We start from the raw sequence: 18,482 nt of genomic DNA on the forward strand, positions 1-18,482 counted from the left end.
GAAAGCAATTAAACTTTTGCCGCAGCAGCTACTTCAGCTGCATAATCGACCACTACTTTTTCAATGCCTTCACCAACAACATACATCGTAAATGAAGCAACGCTTGCATTGTTATTTTTCAGCAATTGCTCAATCGACAGTTTGTCATCTTTCACAAAAGTCTGGCTCAGCAAAGTCACTTCTTTCAAGAATTTTTGCACAGTACCGTCAGCGATTTTTTCCAGCATGGCGTCTGGCTTGCCAGCTTCTTTAGCTTTCTCAATCGCTACGCGACGCTCTGCTTCAATCAAAGCCGCATCCACGCCACTGGCATCCAGTGATTTCGGTTTCGCAGCAGCTATGTGCATGGCCAGGTCTTTACCCAGGTTCTCGTCACCACCAACCAAGTCAACCAGCACACCGATTTTGCTACCGTGTACATAGCTATACAACTGGCCTTTGGCTTCAGTGCGTACAAAACGACGTGGCGTGATGTTTTCACCGATTTTACCAACCAGTTGCGCACGCACAGCTTCAGCAGTCTCACCACGCATTGGCAAACCAGCAACCGCTTCGATATCGGCCGGATTATTTTCATTAACCACTTGTGCCAGTTCAGACACAAATTTCAGGAACTCTTCATTTTTGGCACAGAAATCTGTTTCAGAGTTTACTTCGATCAAAGTACCAACTTTACCACCAGCGGCGATATTGATACCTACGGTACCTTCAGCTGCCACACGGCCAGCAGCTTTGCTTGCCTTGTTACCAAAACGCACACGCAGAATTTCTTCGGCACGTGTCATATCGCCTTCAGCTTCAGTCAATGCTTTTTTACAGTCCATCATTGGTGCATCGGTGCGCTCACGTAACTCTTTCACCATGCCTGCGGTAATTTCAGCCATTTACTACTCCTTTTGTTAGGATTCCTGCTTGAGGATTTACTAAATATTCTTTTAATCAACAATACACTGACGATGTGTCAGCCATATTGCATGCGATGCAATAGAAAAAGGGGCGAATAGCCCCTTTTTTCGCTGCGAGTAATTACTCGGCAACAGCCTCTGTAGTCGCGGCTGCTGGCGCGGCTTCTTCTTGCGCTGCTTTAACGATTTCAGTAATCGCGTTAGCACGGCCTTCCAGCACTGCATCTGCCATACCACGAGCGTACAGACGAATCGCACGTGATGAGTCATCGTTACCAGGAATTACATAAGTAATACCATCTGGTGAGTTGTTGGTATCAACGATACCAATCACTGGAATACCCAGTTTGCGTGCTTCAGTAATCGCGCCACTTTCATGACCAACGTCGATCACGAAAATCGCATCTGGCAAGCCGCCCATCTCTTTAATACCACCGATGGAACGCTCCAGTTTTTCGATTTCGCGTTTGATGCCCAAAGCTTCTTTTTTACCGAACTTTTCGATGCTGCCGTCTTGCATCATGTTTTCGAAGTCAGTTAAACGCTTGATAGATTGTTTAACAGTTTTGAAGTTAGTCAACATACCACCCAACCAGCGATGGTTAACGTATGCGCAGCTGGCACGTTGCGCTTCTTCTTTAACGATATCGCGGGCTTGACGCTTGGTGCCTACGAACAGAATACGGCCCTTGTTGGCTGCCAGAGTACGCACATATTTTTGCGCATCTTCAAATAAAGGCAGGGTTTTTTCAAGGTTAACGATATGGATTTTGTTACGATCGCCAAAAATGAACTCAGCCATTTTCGGGTTCCAGTAACGAGTTTGGTGACCAAAGTGAACACCAGCCTCCAACATTTGACGCATAGTCACTGACATAATAAGTCTTTCTATTTCAAAGGGTTATTCATTCACATGCATTCAATAACACCCTTGCGGGCACCCTATGTGAATACATGCCAAGTTAATTGACAAAAAAGTCAATCCGCAATTATATGGCAGAAAACGCTTGTTTTCAAGCACTTACCACGATTACTCATACGGAATGGGTGTCCCCGTCAGGACTCGAACCTGAAACTAGCCCTTAGGAGGGGCTGGTGATATCCTGTTTCACCACGAGGACAGCGGCAGCATTTTAAACGCTAGTGATCAAAACGCCTAATCCAGCAGAAGATAAAACAAGCTTGCCATGCACAATTGCTTATCAGTAGCATAATGTTTGCATACTTAAAAGCTTGCCTGAAAACACATAGATGATGACATTAACCCAAGATGAATAGCGACACAATTAACCATAAGGCTGCAGCCATTCGCGCTGCCATTCTGCAACATGAAGCGGATATCGAAGGCCTGGACCGGGAGATCGGCGATGGCGACCACTACATTAATATGAAGCGCGGCTGTGAGGCAATTGTCGGCATTGCCCCGGAACTCGAGGCTTTGTCAGCCGCTGATGCGCTTAATAAAATCGGCATGAAATTGCTGAGCACGATAGGCGGCGCCTCCGGCCCTTTGTTCGCCAGCTTCTTCATGAGCATGGGTAAAACCCTCAAGGCCTTCGATAACATAACCACTAAGGAAATCGCGCTGGCTTTTGACGCTGGCGTGCAGGCAATCATGCAGCGCGGCAAAGCACAGGCAGGTGAAAAAACCATGCTTGATGTACTGATTCCAGTGTCGACTACATTTAAACAATTAGTCGAACAAGATAAATCTGCAAAAGAAATCGCATCAGCATTAAAAGTGGTTGCCAGTGAAGGCCTGGACTCTACGCGCAATATGCTAGCCACCAAAGGTCGCGCTTCCGGCCTAGGCGAGCGTGCTATCGGCCATCTGGATGCCGGCGCCAAAAGCTGCCAGGTGATGATACATAGCGTTTGTGATCTGGTCTTAAGCAATTAAAATCATCTGCAAAACTGATACGCGATGCAAAACCAAACAATTAAAAACGATTAGCGGCTTACTATGTCGGGCACAGGAGTAAATATGAAAAAATTTCTAAACAATGTAGATCATATGCTGGTCGAAAGCCTGAGTGGCTTTGCCACTGCGCATGCCGATCTGATTGAAGTGCAATTCGAGCCTACCTTTGTCATCCGCAAACAGAAAGCAAAAAATAAAGTCGCGATTATATCCGGCGGCGGTTCTGGCCATGAGCCATTGCATGCCGGCTATGTGGGCAAAGGCATGCTGGATGCCGCCTGCCCCGGGCAAGTCTTTACCTCGCCAACGCCAGACCAGATGCTGGCGGCAGCAGAAGCGGTGCATGCCGATAAAGGTGTGCTATTTATCGTTAAAAACTATGCCGGTGATGTGATGAACTTTGAAATGGCGGCTGAAATGCTGTCATTTGAGCATGCAACGGTATACACCTCAGATGATTGCGCTGTAGTTAACAGCACTTACACGACTGGCCGCCGGGGTGTGGCCGGTACCGTGATCGTAGAAAAATGTGTAGGCAGCCTGGCAGAAACCGGCGCGGATCTGGAAGCATGCAAAACACTAGGTGAAAAAATCAACCTGCGCACATCCAGCATAGGCGCAGCGTTGACCAGCTGTACGGTGCCGGCTGCGGGCCGCCCTACTTTTGATATTTCAGAAAGCGAAATTGAAATGGGCGTTGGCATTCATGGAGAGCCTGGCCGTCGACGTGAAAAGATGCGTGAGGCAGATGCAATCGTCAGTGACATGGTGGCTGCGATTTTGCACGATATTGAAGCTAAACAATTACCTCTCAATGGCGAAGTACTATTGCTGGTCAATGGCCTGGGAGCGACACCATTGATGGAGCTTTATTTGATCTACAATACCGCTGCCAAACTGCTGAAAGAAAAAGGCTTTACTCTCGCCCGCAGCCTGGTTGGTAATTACATCACGGCTATTGATATGGCAGGTGCATCAATGACCGTTTGCTTGCTGGACGAAGAAATTAAGCAACATTGGGATAGCCCGGTGCATACTGCTGGCCTGCGCTGGGGCGTATAAGAATCTGGGGGGGGGGCTTCCTCTTTGTCAGCCTTTGGATTCAAATACCGACTGCCATAGGGCAATCACTGGCTGTTGCAATGGTTCTGCCAATGATTTTTCGACCTTGGCCGGCTCACCCTGTAATTTACTTGCGTGTATCCAGGCACGGTACTGACGGTATGACTGCTGCACCAGTTCGGCAAGTGGCGCATTGATCAACCCACTTTCTGCCAATACTCCCAGCAAGGCAATATTACCAATGTTCTCGGTTAATTTTTGGTAATCTGCCGCATGCAATAACACCAGATATTGCACCAAGAACTCAACATCTATAATGCCGCCAGCTTCATGCTTAAGGTCAAACATGGCAGGGTCAAAACGATGGGAAGCACGCATCTTCTGTCGCATATCCAGTATCTGTTGCTTGATATCTGACTGATTGCGCCTAGACTTCAATATATCCATACGGATACGCTCAAACTGCTGCCCCACTTTGGCTTCACCGGCGACAAAACGCGCACGAGTAATGGCCTGGTGCTCCCATACCCAGGCTTTATTTTTCTGGTACTCCTCAAAAGCACCCACACTACTCACCAGCAAGCCGCTGTTACCATCCGGCCGTAATTGCAGATCGGTGTCATACAGCAAACCGGCATTGGTGATGGTATTGAACCAGGTATTCAGCCGTTGCGCATAACGGGCATAGACTTCCTGCGCGTTATCGGCGTCATCGTCATACAGGAAAATAATGTCCAGGTCGGATAAATAGCCAAGTTCCTTGCCACCCAGCTTGCCATAGCCAATCACTGCAAATTGTGGCGTTTCTCTATGTTTGAACGAAACATTCTGCCAGACAGTTTGCAGGCTGACCTGTAGCACCACTTCAGCGAGCGCGCTCAGGTCATCTGAGATCGCTTCCAGCGGCAAAGCCGTCATCAAATCCTGTGCGGCGATTTTCAGTACATTGGCATGCTTGAAGTGGCGCATGGCATCCATTTGCGCTTCCACATCACCCGCCAGATGCGCCATATGCTGGATCAATTCGGCTTTTAATTGCGCTGCATCCAGCCGTTTAAACAGGGTTTGTTTATTCAGTAATTCATCAAGTAAGACCGGGTGTGCGGACACATATTGTGCAATCCACGGGCTGGCGGCACACAATTTCACGATCAAAGCCAACGCATCGGGGAATTCAGTCAGCAAGGCTAAATAGCTGGCGCGGCGGCAAATGCTTTCCAGTAAATCCAGCGTACGAATCAATGCCGTGTCCGGTACTATGCTTTGCTGCTGTATCGCCTCACGCAGCAGTAGTGGCATTAATTGATCGAGGCGGCGTTTGCTTTGTTCGGGTAATTGCTGAATTCTCTGGCTGGCACGCGTGTTTTGCAGCAGCTGTACAATATCGGCAGCTCGGGTATAGCCTTGCTCCTGCAACCATTTCTCAGCCTCACTTGCGGCAATCGTGCCTTGCCAAATGGCTATTTCCTGTTCTAAATCATTTGCTTGCTGATCATTAGTTCTCTGATCCTTGAAAGTATCATCAAAGAATCGCTGCACTCGGTCCCTGTGCTGATTCAGCTCGGCGATAAAACTGTCCCAGCTCTGATGTTTAAGCATGCGTAACAGGTAGTCACGATAGGTCTCTGAATCCGGTAGCTCCTGTGTCTGCTGGTCATCGATATACATCAATCTATGCTCCAGGTTACGCAGGTAGATATAACTCTCTGTTAGGGCCGCGACATCTTCCGCAGGCAGCATGCCGCGTTCCGCCAGACGCGCCAGCACAGCCAATGTTGGCTTGATCTGTAAGTCGGGCAACTGCCCGCCACGGATCAACTGGAACACCTGTGCAATAAACTCAACTTCGCGTATGCCACCGCGACCCAGCTTGATATTGTTCGACATGCCGCGTTGCACCACATCGCGCTGGATCTGCGTTTTCAGGTCACGCATTGAGGCATACGCGTTAAAATCCAGGTATTTACGGAAGACGAATGGCCGGATTAGCTTATTCAAAGCTTGCGCTGGCCCATAGACCACCCTTCCCTTAATCCAGGCATATCGCTCCCATTCGCGTCCGTAGTTCTGGTAATAATCTTCCAGTGCATCCAGGTTACAAACCAGTGCGCCTTCAGAACCATACGGGCGCAAACGCATATCCACGCGGAACACAAAGCCTTCGGCAGTCACATCATCCAGCGCCACAATCAATTTTTTACCCAGCCTGGTAAAGAAATCCTGATTGCTGATGGATTTTTCCCCATCAGTGTCGCCTTCGTGCTCATAGGCAAAAATCAGGTCTATATCAGATGACACATTCAGTTCACGCCCGCCCAGCTTGCCCATACCAACTACGATTAGTTGCTGAGGATGGCCTTGCGCATTACGCGGCGTGCCATAAGTCTTGACCAGTTCGGCGTGATAGAAATCTGCCGCCGCAGCAATCGCCGCTTCCGCCAGCGCACTGGTGGTCTCTACAACTTCTTCAAAATTAGCCAGACCATTCAGGTCGCGAGCTATCATGTGTGCCATCAAGCGTTGACGAATCTGCCTGATTTGTTGCAAAAAAACCGCTTCTGCCTGATTTTTTTCAGTTGAATCCAGATTTTTTTCGACTGAAAATAGCTTGGCGACATCTGCAGTCTTATAGGTCTTGTATAAGTTATCTAACAGATCAGTCAGGAAATCTGTATTTTTTGTAGCGAATCTGGCAAAAAACGGGCTACATGCCGCCGCATGCAGCAAATAGGCCGCTTCTGTAGACGGCACCTGCTTTTCTGTTAGAATTTCGGCAAGCTGTTGCATGAGATATCGCTCTTAATGAGGGTGTTTTGTGTGCTCGGAGAGTTGGTCAATCAGAACCAGAACAATAATACCTGAGGTTCACCAAACCTGCATTTTGGTTTGATTTTTTAAGATTGATTTTTGGCATTTTTTGACATTGATTTTTGGGGGACGCTATGTCTATCGAATCTGTACTTCATGAGCACCGCGTGTTTGCACCGGGCGCAGCTTTTTCCAGCAAGGCAGCCGTGGGCAGCATGGAGGAATACAACCGTTTGTGCAAAGAAGTTGCACAGGATTACGAAGGATTCTGGGCCAACCTAGCACGGGAATTATTGATCTGGCACAAACCGTTCACTAAAACACTGAATGAAGAGCAAGCTCCGTTTTACAAGTGGTTTGAAGATGGTGAATTAAACGTTTCAGCCAACTGCCTGGACAAGCATTTAAAAACCATCCCGAACAAGACAGCCATTATCTTTGAAGCCGATAACGGCGACATTAAAAATGTCACTTACAAAGAGCTTTATCATCAGGTTTGCCAGTTTGCCAATGGCCTCAAATCACTCAATCTGGTCAAAGGCGACCGCGTCATTATTTACCTGCCTATGGGCATTGAGGCAATTGTCGCCATGCAGGCCTGTGCACGCCTCGGCCTTATCCACTCTGTGGTATTTGGCGGTTTTTCTGCCAAAAGCCTGAATGAGCGCATCATTGACGCCGGTGCTGTCGCAGTCATTACCTCTGACGGCCAATACCGTGGTGGCAAAACACTGCCATTGAAACAAGCAGTGGATGAAGGTATCGCGATGGGGGGCTGTGACAGCATCCGCAATATCGTGGTGTTCAAGAAAACCGGACAGGATGTGGCCTGGGACAGCAAATGTACCTGGTGGCATGACCTAATTGCAGGAAAACCCGACGAGTGCGAGCCGGTGATGGTCGAGGCCGAACATCCTTTATTTCTGTTGTATACCTCAGGTTCCACCGGTAAACCTAAAGGTGTACAACACAGCTCGGCGGGTTATTTGCTCCATGCCATGAACACTATGCGCTGGACTTTTGATATCAAACCGGATGACATTTACTGGTGTACCGCCGATGTAGGCTGGATTACCGGCCATAGTTATGTGACCTACGGCCCGTTGGCCGTGGGCGCAACGCAAATCGTGTTTGAAGGTATCCCTACTTTCCCTAACGCGGGCCGTTTCTGGGAAATGATACAGCGCCATCAGGTCAGCGTGTTCTACACTGCGCCGACCGCAATCCGCTCACTGATTAAAGCTGGCGAATCTGATGCTGCTACGCACCCTGGAAAATATGACTTATCCAGCCTGCGCTTGCTGGGCACGGTAGGTGAACCGATCAATCCTGAAGCGTGGATGTGGTACTACGAGCAAGTAGGCGGCAGCCGCTGCCCTATCGTGGATACGTTCTGGCAAACAGAAACCGGCGGTCATGTCATTACACCGCTACCGGGCGCTACTAAGCTAGTTCCGGGTTCATGTACCCTGCCCTTCCCCGGCATTGATATTGATGTGGTGGATGAAACCGGCAAAGATATTCCCTGGGGCAATGGCGGTCTGCTGGTAATCAAGAAACCCTGGCCGTCCATGATTCGTACTATTTACAATGACCCAGAACGTTTCAAAGCCAGTTACTACCCGGCTGAACTGGGTGGCAATATTTACCTGGCGGGGGATGGCGCCGTACGTGATGCCACCACAGGTAACTTCACCATCATGGGCCGGATTGACGATGTGCTCAATGTTTCCGGTCACCGCCTTGGCACCATGGAGATTGAATCGGCACTGGTTGCTAACCCATTGGTCGCTGAGTCAGCTGTCGTGGGCAAACCGCATCCGATTAAAGGCGAATCCGTGGTGGCGTATGTAGTGTTAAAAGGCAAACGTCCGGAAGGCGAACAAGCCAAGAAAATCGTCGCTGAATTGCGTGAATGGGTAGGCAAGGAAATCGGCCCGATTGCCAAGCCGGATGAAATTCGTTTTGGTGATAATTTACCAAAAACGCGTTCAGGGAAAATCATGCGCCGCTTGCTGCGCAGTTTGGCCAAAGGGGAAGAAATCACCTCTGATATTTCCACTTTGGATAACCCGGCGATTCTGGAGCAGTTGAAACAACCAGTGAGTTAAGACAGAGCAGTATGGAAGGCCTGATTATCCTGGCGGTATTTATCGCGATTGCTGTTTTCCTGATGCGAAAATAGCAATCAGCTTACTCACAGCCATCCCCATCAGGCAAATAGGTTAAAATAGCGGCTTTTAAACGAGCCGCTATTTTTTCATGTCCAGTTTGCAGCAAGAAGTCCAACGCCGTCGCACCTTTGCCATTATTTCTCACCCGGATGCGGGTAAAACCACGCTTACTGAAAAGCTGCTGTGGTTCGGCGGCGCCATCCAGGTCGCTGGTGAAGTCCGTGGCCGCAAGGCTGCGCGCCATGCCACGTCTGACTGGATGGAACTGGAAAAGCAACGTGGTATTTCAGTCACCTCTTCCGTGATGCAGTTTCCCTACCGTGACCACATGGTCAACCTGCTGGATACACCAGGCCATGATGACTTCTCTGAAGATACCTATCGTACGCTGACCGCGGTTGACTCGGCCGTGATGGTGATTGACTCTGTCAATGGCGTGGAAGCGCAAACCATCAAGCTGCTCAACGTCTGCCGTATGCGCGACACGCCTATCATTACCTTCATCAATAAGCTTGACCGCGAAAGCCGTGCGCCAATTGAGTTGCTGGATGAAATCGAAACGACACTGGGCATGGAGTGTGCGCCCATGACTTGGCCGATTGGTATGGGTAAAACTTTCCGTGGTGTTTATAACCTGGTGACTGACAGTATTCTGTTTTTCGATCCACGTGCTGAAAAAGGCACTTCGGAAACTATCCAGGGTATCGACAACCCGCGTCTGGACGAGCTGATAGGCTATCAGGCACAAGAGCTACGCGTGGACATTGAACTGGTCCGTGGTGCATCGAATGAGTTTAATAAAGAGCGTTATTTAAGCGGCAAGCAGACGCCTGTATTCTTTGGTTCTGCCGTGAATAACTTCGGCGTGCAGTCCTTGCTGGATGCAGTGGTAGACTTATCGCCACCGCCACAGGCACGCAACACGGCAACCCGCTCTGTAGCCGCTAATGAAGAAAAATTCGCAGGCTTTGTATTCAAGATTCAGGCCAATATGGACCCAAAACACCGCGACCGCATTGCATTCCTGCGGGTGTGTTCCGGCCGTTTTGAACGTGGCATGAAAATCAAGCAAGTGGCTTCCGGCAAAATGCTTAACGTCAATAACGCTATCACCTTTATGGCGCAAGACCGTACCATTATGGATGAAGCGTACTCCGGCGACATTATCGGCATTCCTAACCATGGCACTATTAAGCTCGGCGATACATTTACCGAAAACGAAGCACTGAAATTCACCGGCATCCCTTCATTCGCGCCGGAATTTTTCCGCCGTGCGCGCATTAAAAATCCGATGAAAATGAAGCAGTTACAAATAGGCCTCAAGCAACTCTCCGAAGAAGGCGCAGCGCAGTTGTTCCGCCCGCTACTTTCCAACGATCTGATCCTTGGCGCCGTAGGTATGCTGCAGTTTGACGTAGTGTCGCATCGCCTGGAACATGAATATGGCGTCGATATGATTTTCGAGCCATATGACTGTTACACGGCGCGCTGGCTGAAAGGCTCAGATGCAGATCTGAAGGCCATCGCTGACAAGTACGGTTTCAACGTAGGTTTGGATAGTGCAGATGACTATGTATACCTGGCACCTAACCGCGTCAACCTGCAAATGGCCCAAGAGCGCTACCCGGATATCCAGTTTATGGAAACGCGGGAAATCGCTTAACTCTATTCATTCGTTGGCAGCCGGACTATGTCTATTTCAATACCGTCAGGCGTGATCAAGGCTTTATCTTTCAAGCAACCGTTTGCCTGGCTGATCGCAAACGGCTACTTGCTGGTCGATGACCGAACCTGGGGCACACAATATCGCGGCCCCATGCTCATTCATGCCAGCAAAGGGTTGTACGCGCAGTATTACCAGCACATTAAATTCAACACCGACGTTCCCATCCCTGATGTGGATAAACTGGAATATGGCGGTGTGGTTGGCATTGCCAAACTTGTGCTGTGCTGCAAACCTGGGGAATTACCAACAGGAGTTAGTCGCGATCAACGCGCGCATTTCGGCGGTGTGCATCATGACTATTTTGGTTTTTTATTTGAACAGGCAAGACCGCTACCGTTAATGCCATGTGCGGGCAAACTTGGTATCTTCGAGCTTGATATCGATCAGTTATTGGCGGCCCCGCCGGCAGCACAAACAGAGTTGTTTTGATGCAGACTCGACCTTGGAACAGAATTATCGACAATCACTTGATCGCTAAACGACTTGCATACTGAGATTCGGAATACCCAATGAAAAATGCCTGCCCATGTTACAGCGGTAAAGCTTATACAGACTGCTGCCAGCCTTTGCATAACGGCACACCCGCACCAGATGCTGAACGTTTGATGCGTTCGCGTTACAGCGCCTATGCATTAAAATTGCCAGAATATATTTTGCATACCTGGCATCAAGACACACAACCTAAAAGCCTTACTCAAGAAGATTTAGGAGGTATCAAATGGTTAAAACTGCAGGTGCTTTCACATGAGCAGCCGGATGCGGATACGGCGTTTGTAAAGTTTGTGGCGACTTTTCAGAGTGGTAAACAGAAGAAAGAACAACTGACCGAATATAGCCGATTTAGTCGAGAAAGTGGGCAATGGCTTTATATTGATGGGCAAGCTGACTAGGTGATTATTCAATATAAAAAGGCAGCGACTCCGCTGCCTTTTTTAATTACCTGAATATTAACTTAAAGCCCCTGCTTGAGGCTTTCCATAATAAAAGGGTCCAGGTCGCCATCCAACACGCCCTGCGTATTGCCAATCTCGACATTGGTGCGCAGGTCTTTGATACGTCCCTGGTCCAGCACATAACTTCGGATCTGGTGACCCCAGCCGATATCGGTTTTGGCATCTTCCAACGCCTGCTTTTCCTCGTTACGCTTGCTCAGCTCTAGGTTATACAAAGCACCCTTCAGCATATTCATCGCTTCCTCTCGGTTACGATGTTGCGAACGGTCATTCTGGCACTGCACGACCACATTGGTCGGCAAGTGGGTGATACGCACCGCTGAGTCGGTTTTGTTAATGTGCTGACCACCAGCACCACTGGCGCGGTAGGTATCAATGCGCAAATCCGCCGGGTTGATGTCAATTTCAATCGAGTCATCTACCTCAGGGAATATCTGCACACTGGCAAAGCTGGTATGACGCTTGGAGTTGGCATCAAACGGGGATTTACGCACTAGGCGATGCACGCCGCTTTCAGTACGCAATGTGCCGAACGCATAATCACCGCTGACTTTGATCGATGCGCCCTTAATCCCGGCAATATCACCTTCTGATTCTTCCAGCACTTCGACTTTAAAACCTTTGCGCTCTACATAACGTAAATACATACGTAATAACATGCCCGCCCAATCCTGCGCTTCAGTACCGCCACTACCAGATTGAAATTCGATAAAGCAGTTGTTGGCATCCAAAGGCTGCGAGAACATGCGTTTGAATTCCATCGCAGCGATGATTTCCTCAATCTTTTTTGTGTCTGCTTCTACACTCAATAAGGTGTCATCATCATTCTCTTCACGCGCCATCTCAAACAACTCACGGCTATCAGACAATGACTGATGCACATCGTCCAGCGTCATGACCACGGTTTCCAGCATGCGTTTTTCCTTGCCCAGGTTTTGTGCCTTTTCTGCATTGTCCCAAATCTTGGGATCTTCGAGCAGACCGTTGACCTCGGCTAAACGTTGCTGTTTGTTTTCGTAGTCAAAGATACCCCCGAAGGGCCTGGTGACGTTGCGTCAAATCGCTGAGTGCGTTGGCGATACTATTGAGGTGTTCGGCTTCCATTTTTGATTGGTCAGAGAGTAAAAGCCAGCATTATACCGCAGCCTTGCATGTGATTCAGGATCATATATGGGCATCAATTTAGTAAAGAATTCATATTTTTGTCACATTCACTGTCACAAAATAGTAAAATCACGGTCACAAAACTTTGTAACCGTCCGGGAGTCCTCAATGGCGCATGCCACCTTTGGCCGCATTATGGCTGCAATCAGCCCTAGAAACGATAACTATTTTGTGCTGTTTAACCGTCTGGCCGACTGTGCTGTGCGTGGTTCCAAAGTATTGGCGTTAATGGCCGCAGAGGTAGATCAGGCCGGGTTTCACACACATTTTGCCGAAATCCGCAAAATTGAATCCGAAGCGGACGAATATACCAAAGAGATCCTGCTTTCCCTGCACAAGACCTTTATTACCCCGTTTGACCGCCGAGAAATCCGCGAACTGGCGATGGCGCTGGATGACATCATTGATTATATGGAAGCGATTCCGCAGAGTGCGGAAATCTACGGCCATACCAAATTCACCCCTGAAATGGTAGCACTTGCGCAGATCCTGTTAAGAGCGGCCGAAAAAGTACGCGATGCCGTGCATATGCTGTCAGATATGAAAGATGCCGAACGCATTTTGCGCACTTGTGAGGAAATCAGCACCATCGAAGGTGAGGCCGACCACATTATGCGCTCTGGCATGCACAGGCTGTTTTCTGAAGACCATGATGCCCGCACCCTGATCCGTTCCAAGCAACTATATGATTTGTTCGAAGAGGCTGTCGACAGCTGTGAGGATGTCGCGGATGTGATTCACGGCGTCGTGTTGGAACGCATTTAAGGAATCGTCATGGATCACGTGATAATCGTCATGGCGGTGCTTGTTTTCGTCGCCCTGATCTTTGATTTTATGAACGGCTTTCATGATGCCGCCAACTCCATAGCGCTAATGGTTTCAACCCGTTTGCTAACTCCTCAGGCAGCCGTGATCTGGGCTGCTTTCTTTAACTTTGTCGCTTTCCTGTTTTTTGGTTTGCATGTGGCAGATACAGTAGGTAAAGGGATCATAGACCCGAATATCGTCAACAATACTATTATCTTCGGCGCCCTGTTTGGCGCAATTGCCTGGAACGTCATCACCTGGTGGTTCGGCATCCCCTCCTCCTCGTCACACGCGCTGATTGGCGGCCTGATCGGCGCAGGCATGGCGCATTCAGGCACTAAGGGCGTGATCATAGGCAGCAAACTGATCAGCACCGGTATTGCCATTATCTTGTCGCCATTGTTTGGCATGTTGCTGGCGCTGCTGTTGTCCATCGGTATCATGTGGGCATTTCAGCGCTCATCCCCTTATAAAATCGAAAGCCGCTTTAACAAGATGCAATTTATTTCATCTTCGTTATTCAGCCTTGGGCATGGCGCCAATGACGCGCAAAAAACCATGGGCATTATTACGGTCTTGCTGTTTGCCAATGGCTACCTGCAAGGTGACTTTCATGTGCCATTCTGGGTGGTGATTGCCTGCCAGCTGGCAATGGGCCTCGGTACCCTGTTTGGTGGCTGGCGTATCGTACGCACCATGGGCATGGGCATTACCAAGATTCGCCCGACCGGTGGCTTTGCAGCACAAACCTCCGGCTCGATTGCATTATTTCTGGCCACTAGCCTGGGGATACCCGTTTCAACCACCCACACCATTACCGGCGCCATTGTCGGCGTAGGACTATCACGCCGGATGACCGCTGTACGTTGGGGATTAGCTTCGCGAATTGTCTGGGCATGGGTACTGACTATCCCCTGCGCAGCAATTATGGCAGCAATTGCGTACCATATCGGTGAAAGTGTGTTGTAAGAAAAATGTCATGCAAAATAGGCGCCTGGTGCGCCTTTTTTATTTTTTGTCACATTTCTGTCATATAAAGTTTCTAAGATTCACGCATTGCAAGATAACACCACACACAGGAGTGTATAAATGAATACCACGTTGTTCCGCACTACTTTAATCGCTTCATTGATTGTACAAACATTCAGCTTTTCAACAGCTAATGCAGCGGACAAGATTATCAAAATTGACGGTTCGAGCACTGTATACCCGATTACCGAAGCCGTCGCTGAGGAGTTTCAGCGTACCAAAGGTATCAAGGTGACTGTAGGTGAATCTGGTACTGGCGGTGGTTTCAAAAAATTCTGCCGTGGCGAAACTGACATTTCAGATGCTTCACGCCCAATCACACAAAAAGAAATAGACCTGTGTAAAGAAGGCGGCGTACAGTTTATCGAGTTACCAATCGCCTACGATGCATTGACTGTAGTGGTGAACAGTAAAAATGACTGGGTAAAACAACTGACAGTCGCAGAACTGAAAAAAATCTGGGAGCCAAACTCTTCTGTTAAAAACTGGAAGCAAGTGAATGCAACCTTCCCGGACAAAGCGATGAACCTGTATGGTCCTGGTACTTCTTCCGGTACCTTTGATTATTTTACTGAAGCGGTGAACGGCAAAGCCAAAGCCAGCCGTAAAGATTACACGCCATCAGAAGATGACAATGTCCTGGTACAAGGCGTTTCAGGTAACCAAGGTGGTTTGGCTTACTTTGGCCTGGCTTACTACCTGGAAAACACAGACAAGCTGAGAGCCATTCCTATTGTTGCAAAAGAAGGCGGCAAACCTGTATTGCCTTCTGAAGCTACGGTAATGGACGGTACTTACCAACCACTGGCCCGTCCATTGTTTATCTACGTGAACGCAACTTCAGCTGCATTCAAACCGGAAATCAAGGCGTTTGTGAATTTCTACCTGGAAAATGCACCGGAACTGGTAAAAGAAGTGAAATATGTACCATTGCCAAAAGAAGATTACGATGCAGTTAAAACACATTTCAAAGCGATGAAACCAGGTACCGGCTTTAACGGTTCTTCAGAAGTCGGCATCAAGATTACTGACCTGTTATCCCGAATCAAATAATGATTAAGGGGCTGCAATAGCCCCTTTTTTCGTTACTTTCGGCCTGTACCGCGGATTATCCGCTAAAATTCTTACCCTGACAGATCATCACTATGGCGACTCAAGCAATGCAAGCACCCGTGGAACTGCCCATCAGCCCCAGACTGGCTAAAAACATCCGTAGAAATGTCAAAGAACGCATCATTGAGTTGATACTGATGATGGCGGCACTGGTAGCGGTAGCCACTACCTTCGCGATTGTAGGCGTGTTGTTATATGAGTCTTTAAGTTTTTTTAAAACCGTGTCTGTGGTCGAGTTTTTCACCGATACCGAATGGACACCCCTGTTTGAAGATGCACACTACGGCATCTTGCCACTGGTTTCAGGTACATTAACGACTTCTGCCATTGCCCTGGCAGTGGCCGTGCCTATCGGTACCATATCGGCGATTTTCCTGTCTGAATTTGCCACACACAAAACACGCGAGATTGTAAAGCCTATCCTGGAATTGCTGGTGGGTGTACCAACCGTAGTGTTCGGCTATTTTGCCTTGTTCTTTGTCACGCCATTACTACAGACCATCTATCCGAATCTGCCTAGCTTCAACATGCTGGGTGCCGGTATTGTGATGGGCATCATGATTATTCCTTACATTGCCTCACTGTCTGAAGATGCCATGCGCGCGGTGCCTATGAGCATGCGTGAAGGTTCTTATGCGATGGGTGCAACCCGTTTCCAGACTGCGGTTAAAGTGGTCACACCAGCGGCTATCTCCGGTATTGTGGCTGCCTATATCCTGGCGATCTCCCGCGCGGTGGGTGAAACCATGGTGGTGGCGATTGCTGCGGGCCAGCAACCTAACCTGACATTCAATCCACTGGAAAGCGCTGCGACGATTACTGCTTACATTGTGCAGGTGGCCATGGGCGATTTGCCGCATGGCAGCATTGGTTACCAAAGTATTTTTGCCGCCGGACTGGTGTTAATGGCAATGACGTTAACTTTTAACATCATCGGTCACTGGGTACGCAAACGCTATCGCGAGAGTTACTAATTCTTAAGATATACCCTGACGCAAAGCTGACATATAACAACGATACACTGCCGGTAACCGACTACCGGACGATGCGGGAATAATACCAACATGGAACATAAAGCTTCTGTACTTGAAAATCTGGCCGAAGTGCGCGCCATGATTAAACGCCACAAGCGTAACGACACGTTGTTTGCAACGCTGGGCCTACTCTGTCTGATGCTAGGCCTGATGACACTGATGTTGCTGTTCTGGCAGTTGATTGCTGATGGCTATCCTAAATTCAACCTTGAATTCCTGACTGAATTCCCTTCGCGTCGTGCAGCGCGTGCCGGCTTGCTTTCCGCATGGGTAGGTTCATTGCTGGTGATGATTGTGACATTCCTTTCTGCGGTGCCTATAGGCGTCGCCGCCGGTTTATACCTCGAAGAATATGCGCCGAAAAATTTCTTTACTGACCTGATTGAAATCAACGTCTCCAATCTGGCTGGCGTACCCTCCATTATTTACGGTTTGCTGGCGCTAGGTTTATTTGTGTACATCCTGGGTTTGGGTCAAAGTATCCTGACGGCCGGTTTAACCTTGGGTCTGCTGATTCTACCAATTGTGATTGTGTCTACCCGCGAAGCCATACGTGCTATCCCGGTTTCTATCCGCGAAGCCGCATACGGCGTTGGCGCGACCAAATGGCAAGTGGTGTATGACCATGTATTCAAATACTCTTACGGCGGCATTTTGACCGGTGTGATTATCGGTATGTCCCGCGCTTTAGGTGAAACTGCACCGATTATCACCATTGGTGCGCTGACATTCATCGCCTTTCTGCCACCCTCACCAATCACTACAGAGGCACCATTCATTAACTTTGAATGGTTATCCTCCGGCTTTACTGTGATGCCGATCCAGATGTTTAACTGGTTGTCCCGCCCTGACCATGCATTTCATGTCAATGCGGCCGCCACTGGGGCACTCATTATTGTTGTCACCTTGTTGATGAACGGTGGCGCAATCTGGTTACGCTACAAAATTCGTAAAAATATTAAATGGTAATGCCACACAGGATTTAGAAAATATCATGGCCACAATAACGACCCCGATTAAAGCCGAAGCACGCGATTTAAACTTTTTTTATAGCAACGGTGCCCGCGCACTCAAAGGTATTTCCATGCCTTTGTACGAGAACAAAATCACTGCGCTGATTGGTCCTTCAGGCTGTGGTAAATCCACATTCCTGCGCTGTTTCAACCGCATGCACGACCTGTATCCTGGTAATAAATATCAGGGCCAGATTGTAATGCACCCGGATAACACCAATGTGCTCGATAGCGGCGTGGACCCGATTGAAGTACGCATGCGTATCAGCATGGTGTTCCAGAAACCTAACCCGTTTCCGAAATCGATCTATGAGAACGTGGCTTACGGTCTGCGCGTGCGTGGTGAAAACAACAAACGCATCATGGATGACAAAGTAGAAGAAGCGCTGAAAGGCGCAGCATTGTGGAATGAAGTCAAAGACCGTTTGCACGATCTGGCATTCAACCTGTCCGGTGGTCAGCAACAACGCTTGTGTATTGCCCGCGCGCTGGCCACGGATCCGGAAATCATGTTGTTCGATGAACCGACTTCAGCATTAGACCCGATTGCAACGGCCAACATTGAAGAGTTAATGGTTGAGCTGCGTAGCAAATTAACGATTCTGGTCGTGACACACAATATGCAACAGGCAGCACGTGTGTCCGATTACACGGCGTATATGTACCTGGGTGAACTGATCGAGTACGATGATACCGACAAAATCTTTACTAACCCTGGCCGTAAGGAAACTGAAGATTACATTACCGGTAAATTTGGTTAACTCCACTTTTCC

Annotated in this window: 16 protein-coding genes; 12 read left to right on the plus strand and 4 right to left on the minus strand. The window is 48.7% G+C overall.

All coding sequences use genetic code 11. From position 1 onward, the window contains the following. Positions 1–8: 8 nt before the first annotated feature. Together tsf and rpsB are read right to left on the minus strand one after the other, a co-directional pair. Positions 9–884: a translation elongation factor Ts gene (tsf, locus tag ASG34_RS01825; RefSeq protein WP_055825873.1), complete on the minus strand. Its 876-nt coding sequence runs from the start codon at positions 882–884 to the stop codon at positions 9–11. Between the two features lie 142 nt (positions 885–1,026). After that, positions 1,027–1,782, minus strand: coding sequence for a 30S ribosomal protein S2 (rpsB, locus tag ASG34_RS01830; RefSeq protein WP_055825876.1), 756 nt, complete (start codon positions 1,780–1,782; stop codon positions 1,027–1,029). A gap of 393 nt (positions 1,783–2,175) precedes the next feature. On the opposite strand from rpsB, the gene dhaL reads away from it, so the two are divergent. Beyond that, positions 2,176–2,805, plus strand: coding sequence for a dihydroxyacetone kinase subunit DhaL (gene dhaL / locus ASG34_RS01840; protein ID WP_055825878.1), 630 nt, complete (start codon positions 2,176–2,178; stop codon positions 2,803–2,805). Positions 2,806–2,889: 84 nt separating this feature from the next. After that, positions 2,890–3,888 carry a dihydroxyacetone kinase subunit DhaK gene (gene dhaK, locus ASG34_RS01845; protein WP_055825881.1) on the plus strand — a complete coding sequence of 333 codons (999 nt, stop codon included), beginning with the start codon at positions 2,890–2,892 and terminating at the stop codon, positions 3,886–3,888. A 27-nt stretch (positions 3,889–3,915) separates the two neighbouring features. Here dhaK and glnE read toward each other — a convergent pair whose 3' ends face one another. Then, positions 3,916–6,675 carry a bifunctional [glutamate--ammonia ligase]-adenylyl-L-tyrosine phosphorylase/[glutamate--ammonia-ligase] adenylyltransferase gene (gene glnE / locus ASG34_RS01850; protein ID WP_055825883.1) on the minus strand — a complete coding sequence of 920 codons (2,760 nt, stop codon included), beginning with the start codon at positions 6,673–6,675 and terminating at the stop codon, positions 3,916–3,918. A 155-nt stretch (positions 6,676–6,830) separates the two neighbouring features. Between glnE and acs the strand changes: the two genes are divergently transcribed. From acs to ASG34_RS01870, 4 genes are all read left to right on the plus strand, one after another. Continuing rightward, positions 6,831–8,807 carry an acetate--CoA ligase gene (acs, locus tag ASG34_RS01855; protein ID WP_055825885.1) on the plus strand — a complete coding sequence of 659 codons (1,977 nt, stop codon included), beginning with the start codon at positions 6,831–6,833 and terminating at the stop codon, positions 8,805–8,807. 151 nt (positions 8,808–8,958) lie between these two features. After that, on the plus strand, positions 8,959–10,533 hold the full coding sequence (locus ASG34_RS01860) for a peptide chain release factor 3 (protein WP_055825887.1): 1,575 nt from the start codon (positions 8,959–8,961) through the stop codon (positions 10,531–10,533). Between the two features lie 27 nt (positions 10,534–10,560). Next, complete coding sequence (locus ASG34_RS01865) at positions 10,561–11,025, plus strand: hypothetical protein (protein WP_055825889.1); 465 nt, start codon at positions 10,561–10,563, stop codon at positions 11,023–11,025. Between the two features lie 80 nt (positions 11,026–11,105). Beyond that, the gene (locus tag ASG34_RS01870) at positions 11,106–11,486 is read left to right on the plus strand and encodes a YchJ family protein (protein WP_055825891.1); all 381 of its coding nucleotides are present in this window, start codon (positions 11,106–11,108) and stop codon (positions 11,484–11,486) included. A 62-nt stretch (positions 11,487–11,548) separates the two neighbouring features. Here ASG34_RS01870 and prfB read toward each other — a convergent pair. Further along, positions 11,549–12,653 (minus strand): peptide chain release factor 2 gene (prfB, locus tag ASG34_RS01875; RefSeq protein WP_156376445.1). Its coding sequence is split into 2 segments (ribosomal slippage): positions 11,549–12,571 and positions 12,573–12,653, totalling 1,104 coding nucleotides; the frame shifts between segments, so codons are not numbered across the junction. 168 nt (positions 12,654–12,821) lie between these two features. Here prfB and ASG34_RS01880 point away from each other — a divergent pair. From ASG34_RS01880 to pstB, 6 genes are all read left to right on the plus strand, one after another. Further along, entirely contained in the window at positions 12,822–13,478 is a 657-nt protein-coding gene (locus ASG34_RS01880) for a DUF47 domain-containing protein (protein ID WP_055825894.1), read from the plus strand. Positions 13,479–13,487: 9 nt separating this feature from the next. Next, positions 13,488–14,489: an inorganic phosphate transporter gene (locus ASG34_RS01885; protein WP_055825896.1), complete on the plus strand. Its 1,002-nt coding sequence runs from the start codon at positions 13,488–13,490 to the stop codon at positions 14,487–14,489. Positions 14,490–14,609: 120 nt separating this feature from the next. Beyond that, positions 14,610–15,602, plus strand: a complete 993-nt coding sequence (locus ASG34_RS01890) for a PstS family phosphate ABC transporter substrate-binding protein (RefSeq protein ID WP_055825898.1) — start codon at positions 14,610–14,612, stop codon at positions 15,600–15,602. 107 nt (positions 15,603–15,709) lie between these two features. Beyond that, on the plus strand, positions 15,710–16,636 hold the full coding sequence (pstC, locus tag ASG34_RS01895) for a phosphate ABC transporter permease subunit PstC (RefSeq protein WP_055825900.1): 927 nt from the start codon (positions 15,710–15,712) through the stop codon (positions 16,634–16,636). A gap of 90 nt (positions 16,637–16,726) precedes the next feature. Continuing rightward, positions 16,727–17,665 (plus strand): phosphate ABC transporter permease PstA, encoded by a 939-nt coding sequence (pstA, locus tag ASG34_RS01900; RefSeq protein ID WP_055825901.1) that lies wholly within the window; start codon positions 16,727–16,729, stop codon positions 17,663–17,665. A gap of 25 nt (positions 17,666–17,690) precedes the next feature. After that, positions 17,691–18,470 carry a phosphate ABC transporter ATP-binding protein PstB gene (gene pstB, locus ASG34_RS01905; protein ID WP_055825903.1) on the plus strand — a complete coding sequence of 260 codons (780 nt, stop codon included), beginning with the start codon at positions 17,691–17,693 and terminating at the stop codon, positions 18,468–18,470. Positions 18,471–18,482: the final 12 nt, after the last annotated feature.

It is taken from the genome of Methylophilus sp. Leaf416 (assembly GCF_001424665.1).
GTDB lineage: Bacteria > Pseudomonadota > Gammaproteobacteria > Burkholderiales > Methylophilaceae > Methylophilus.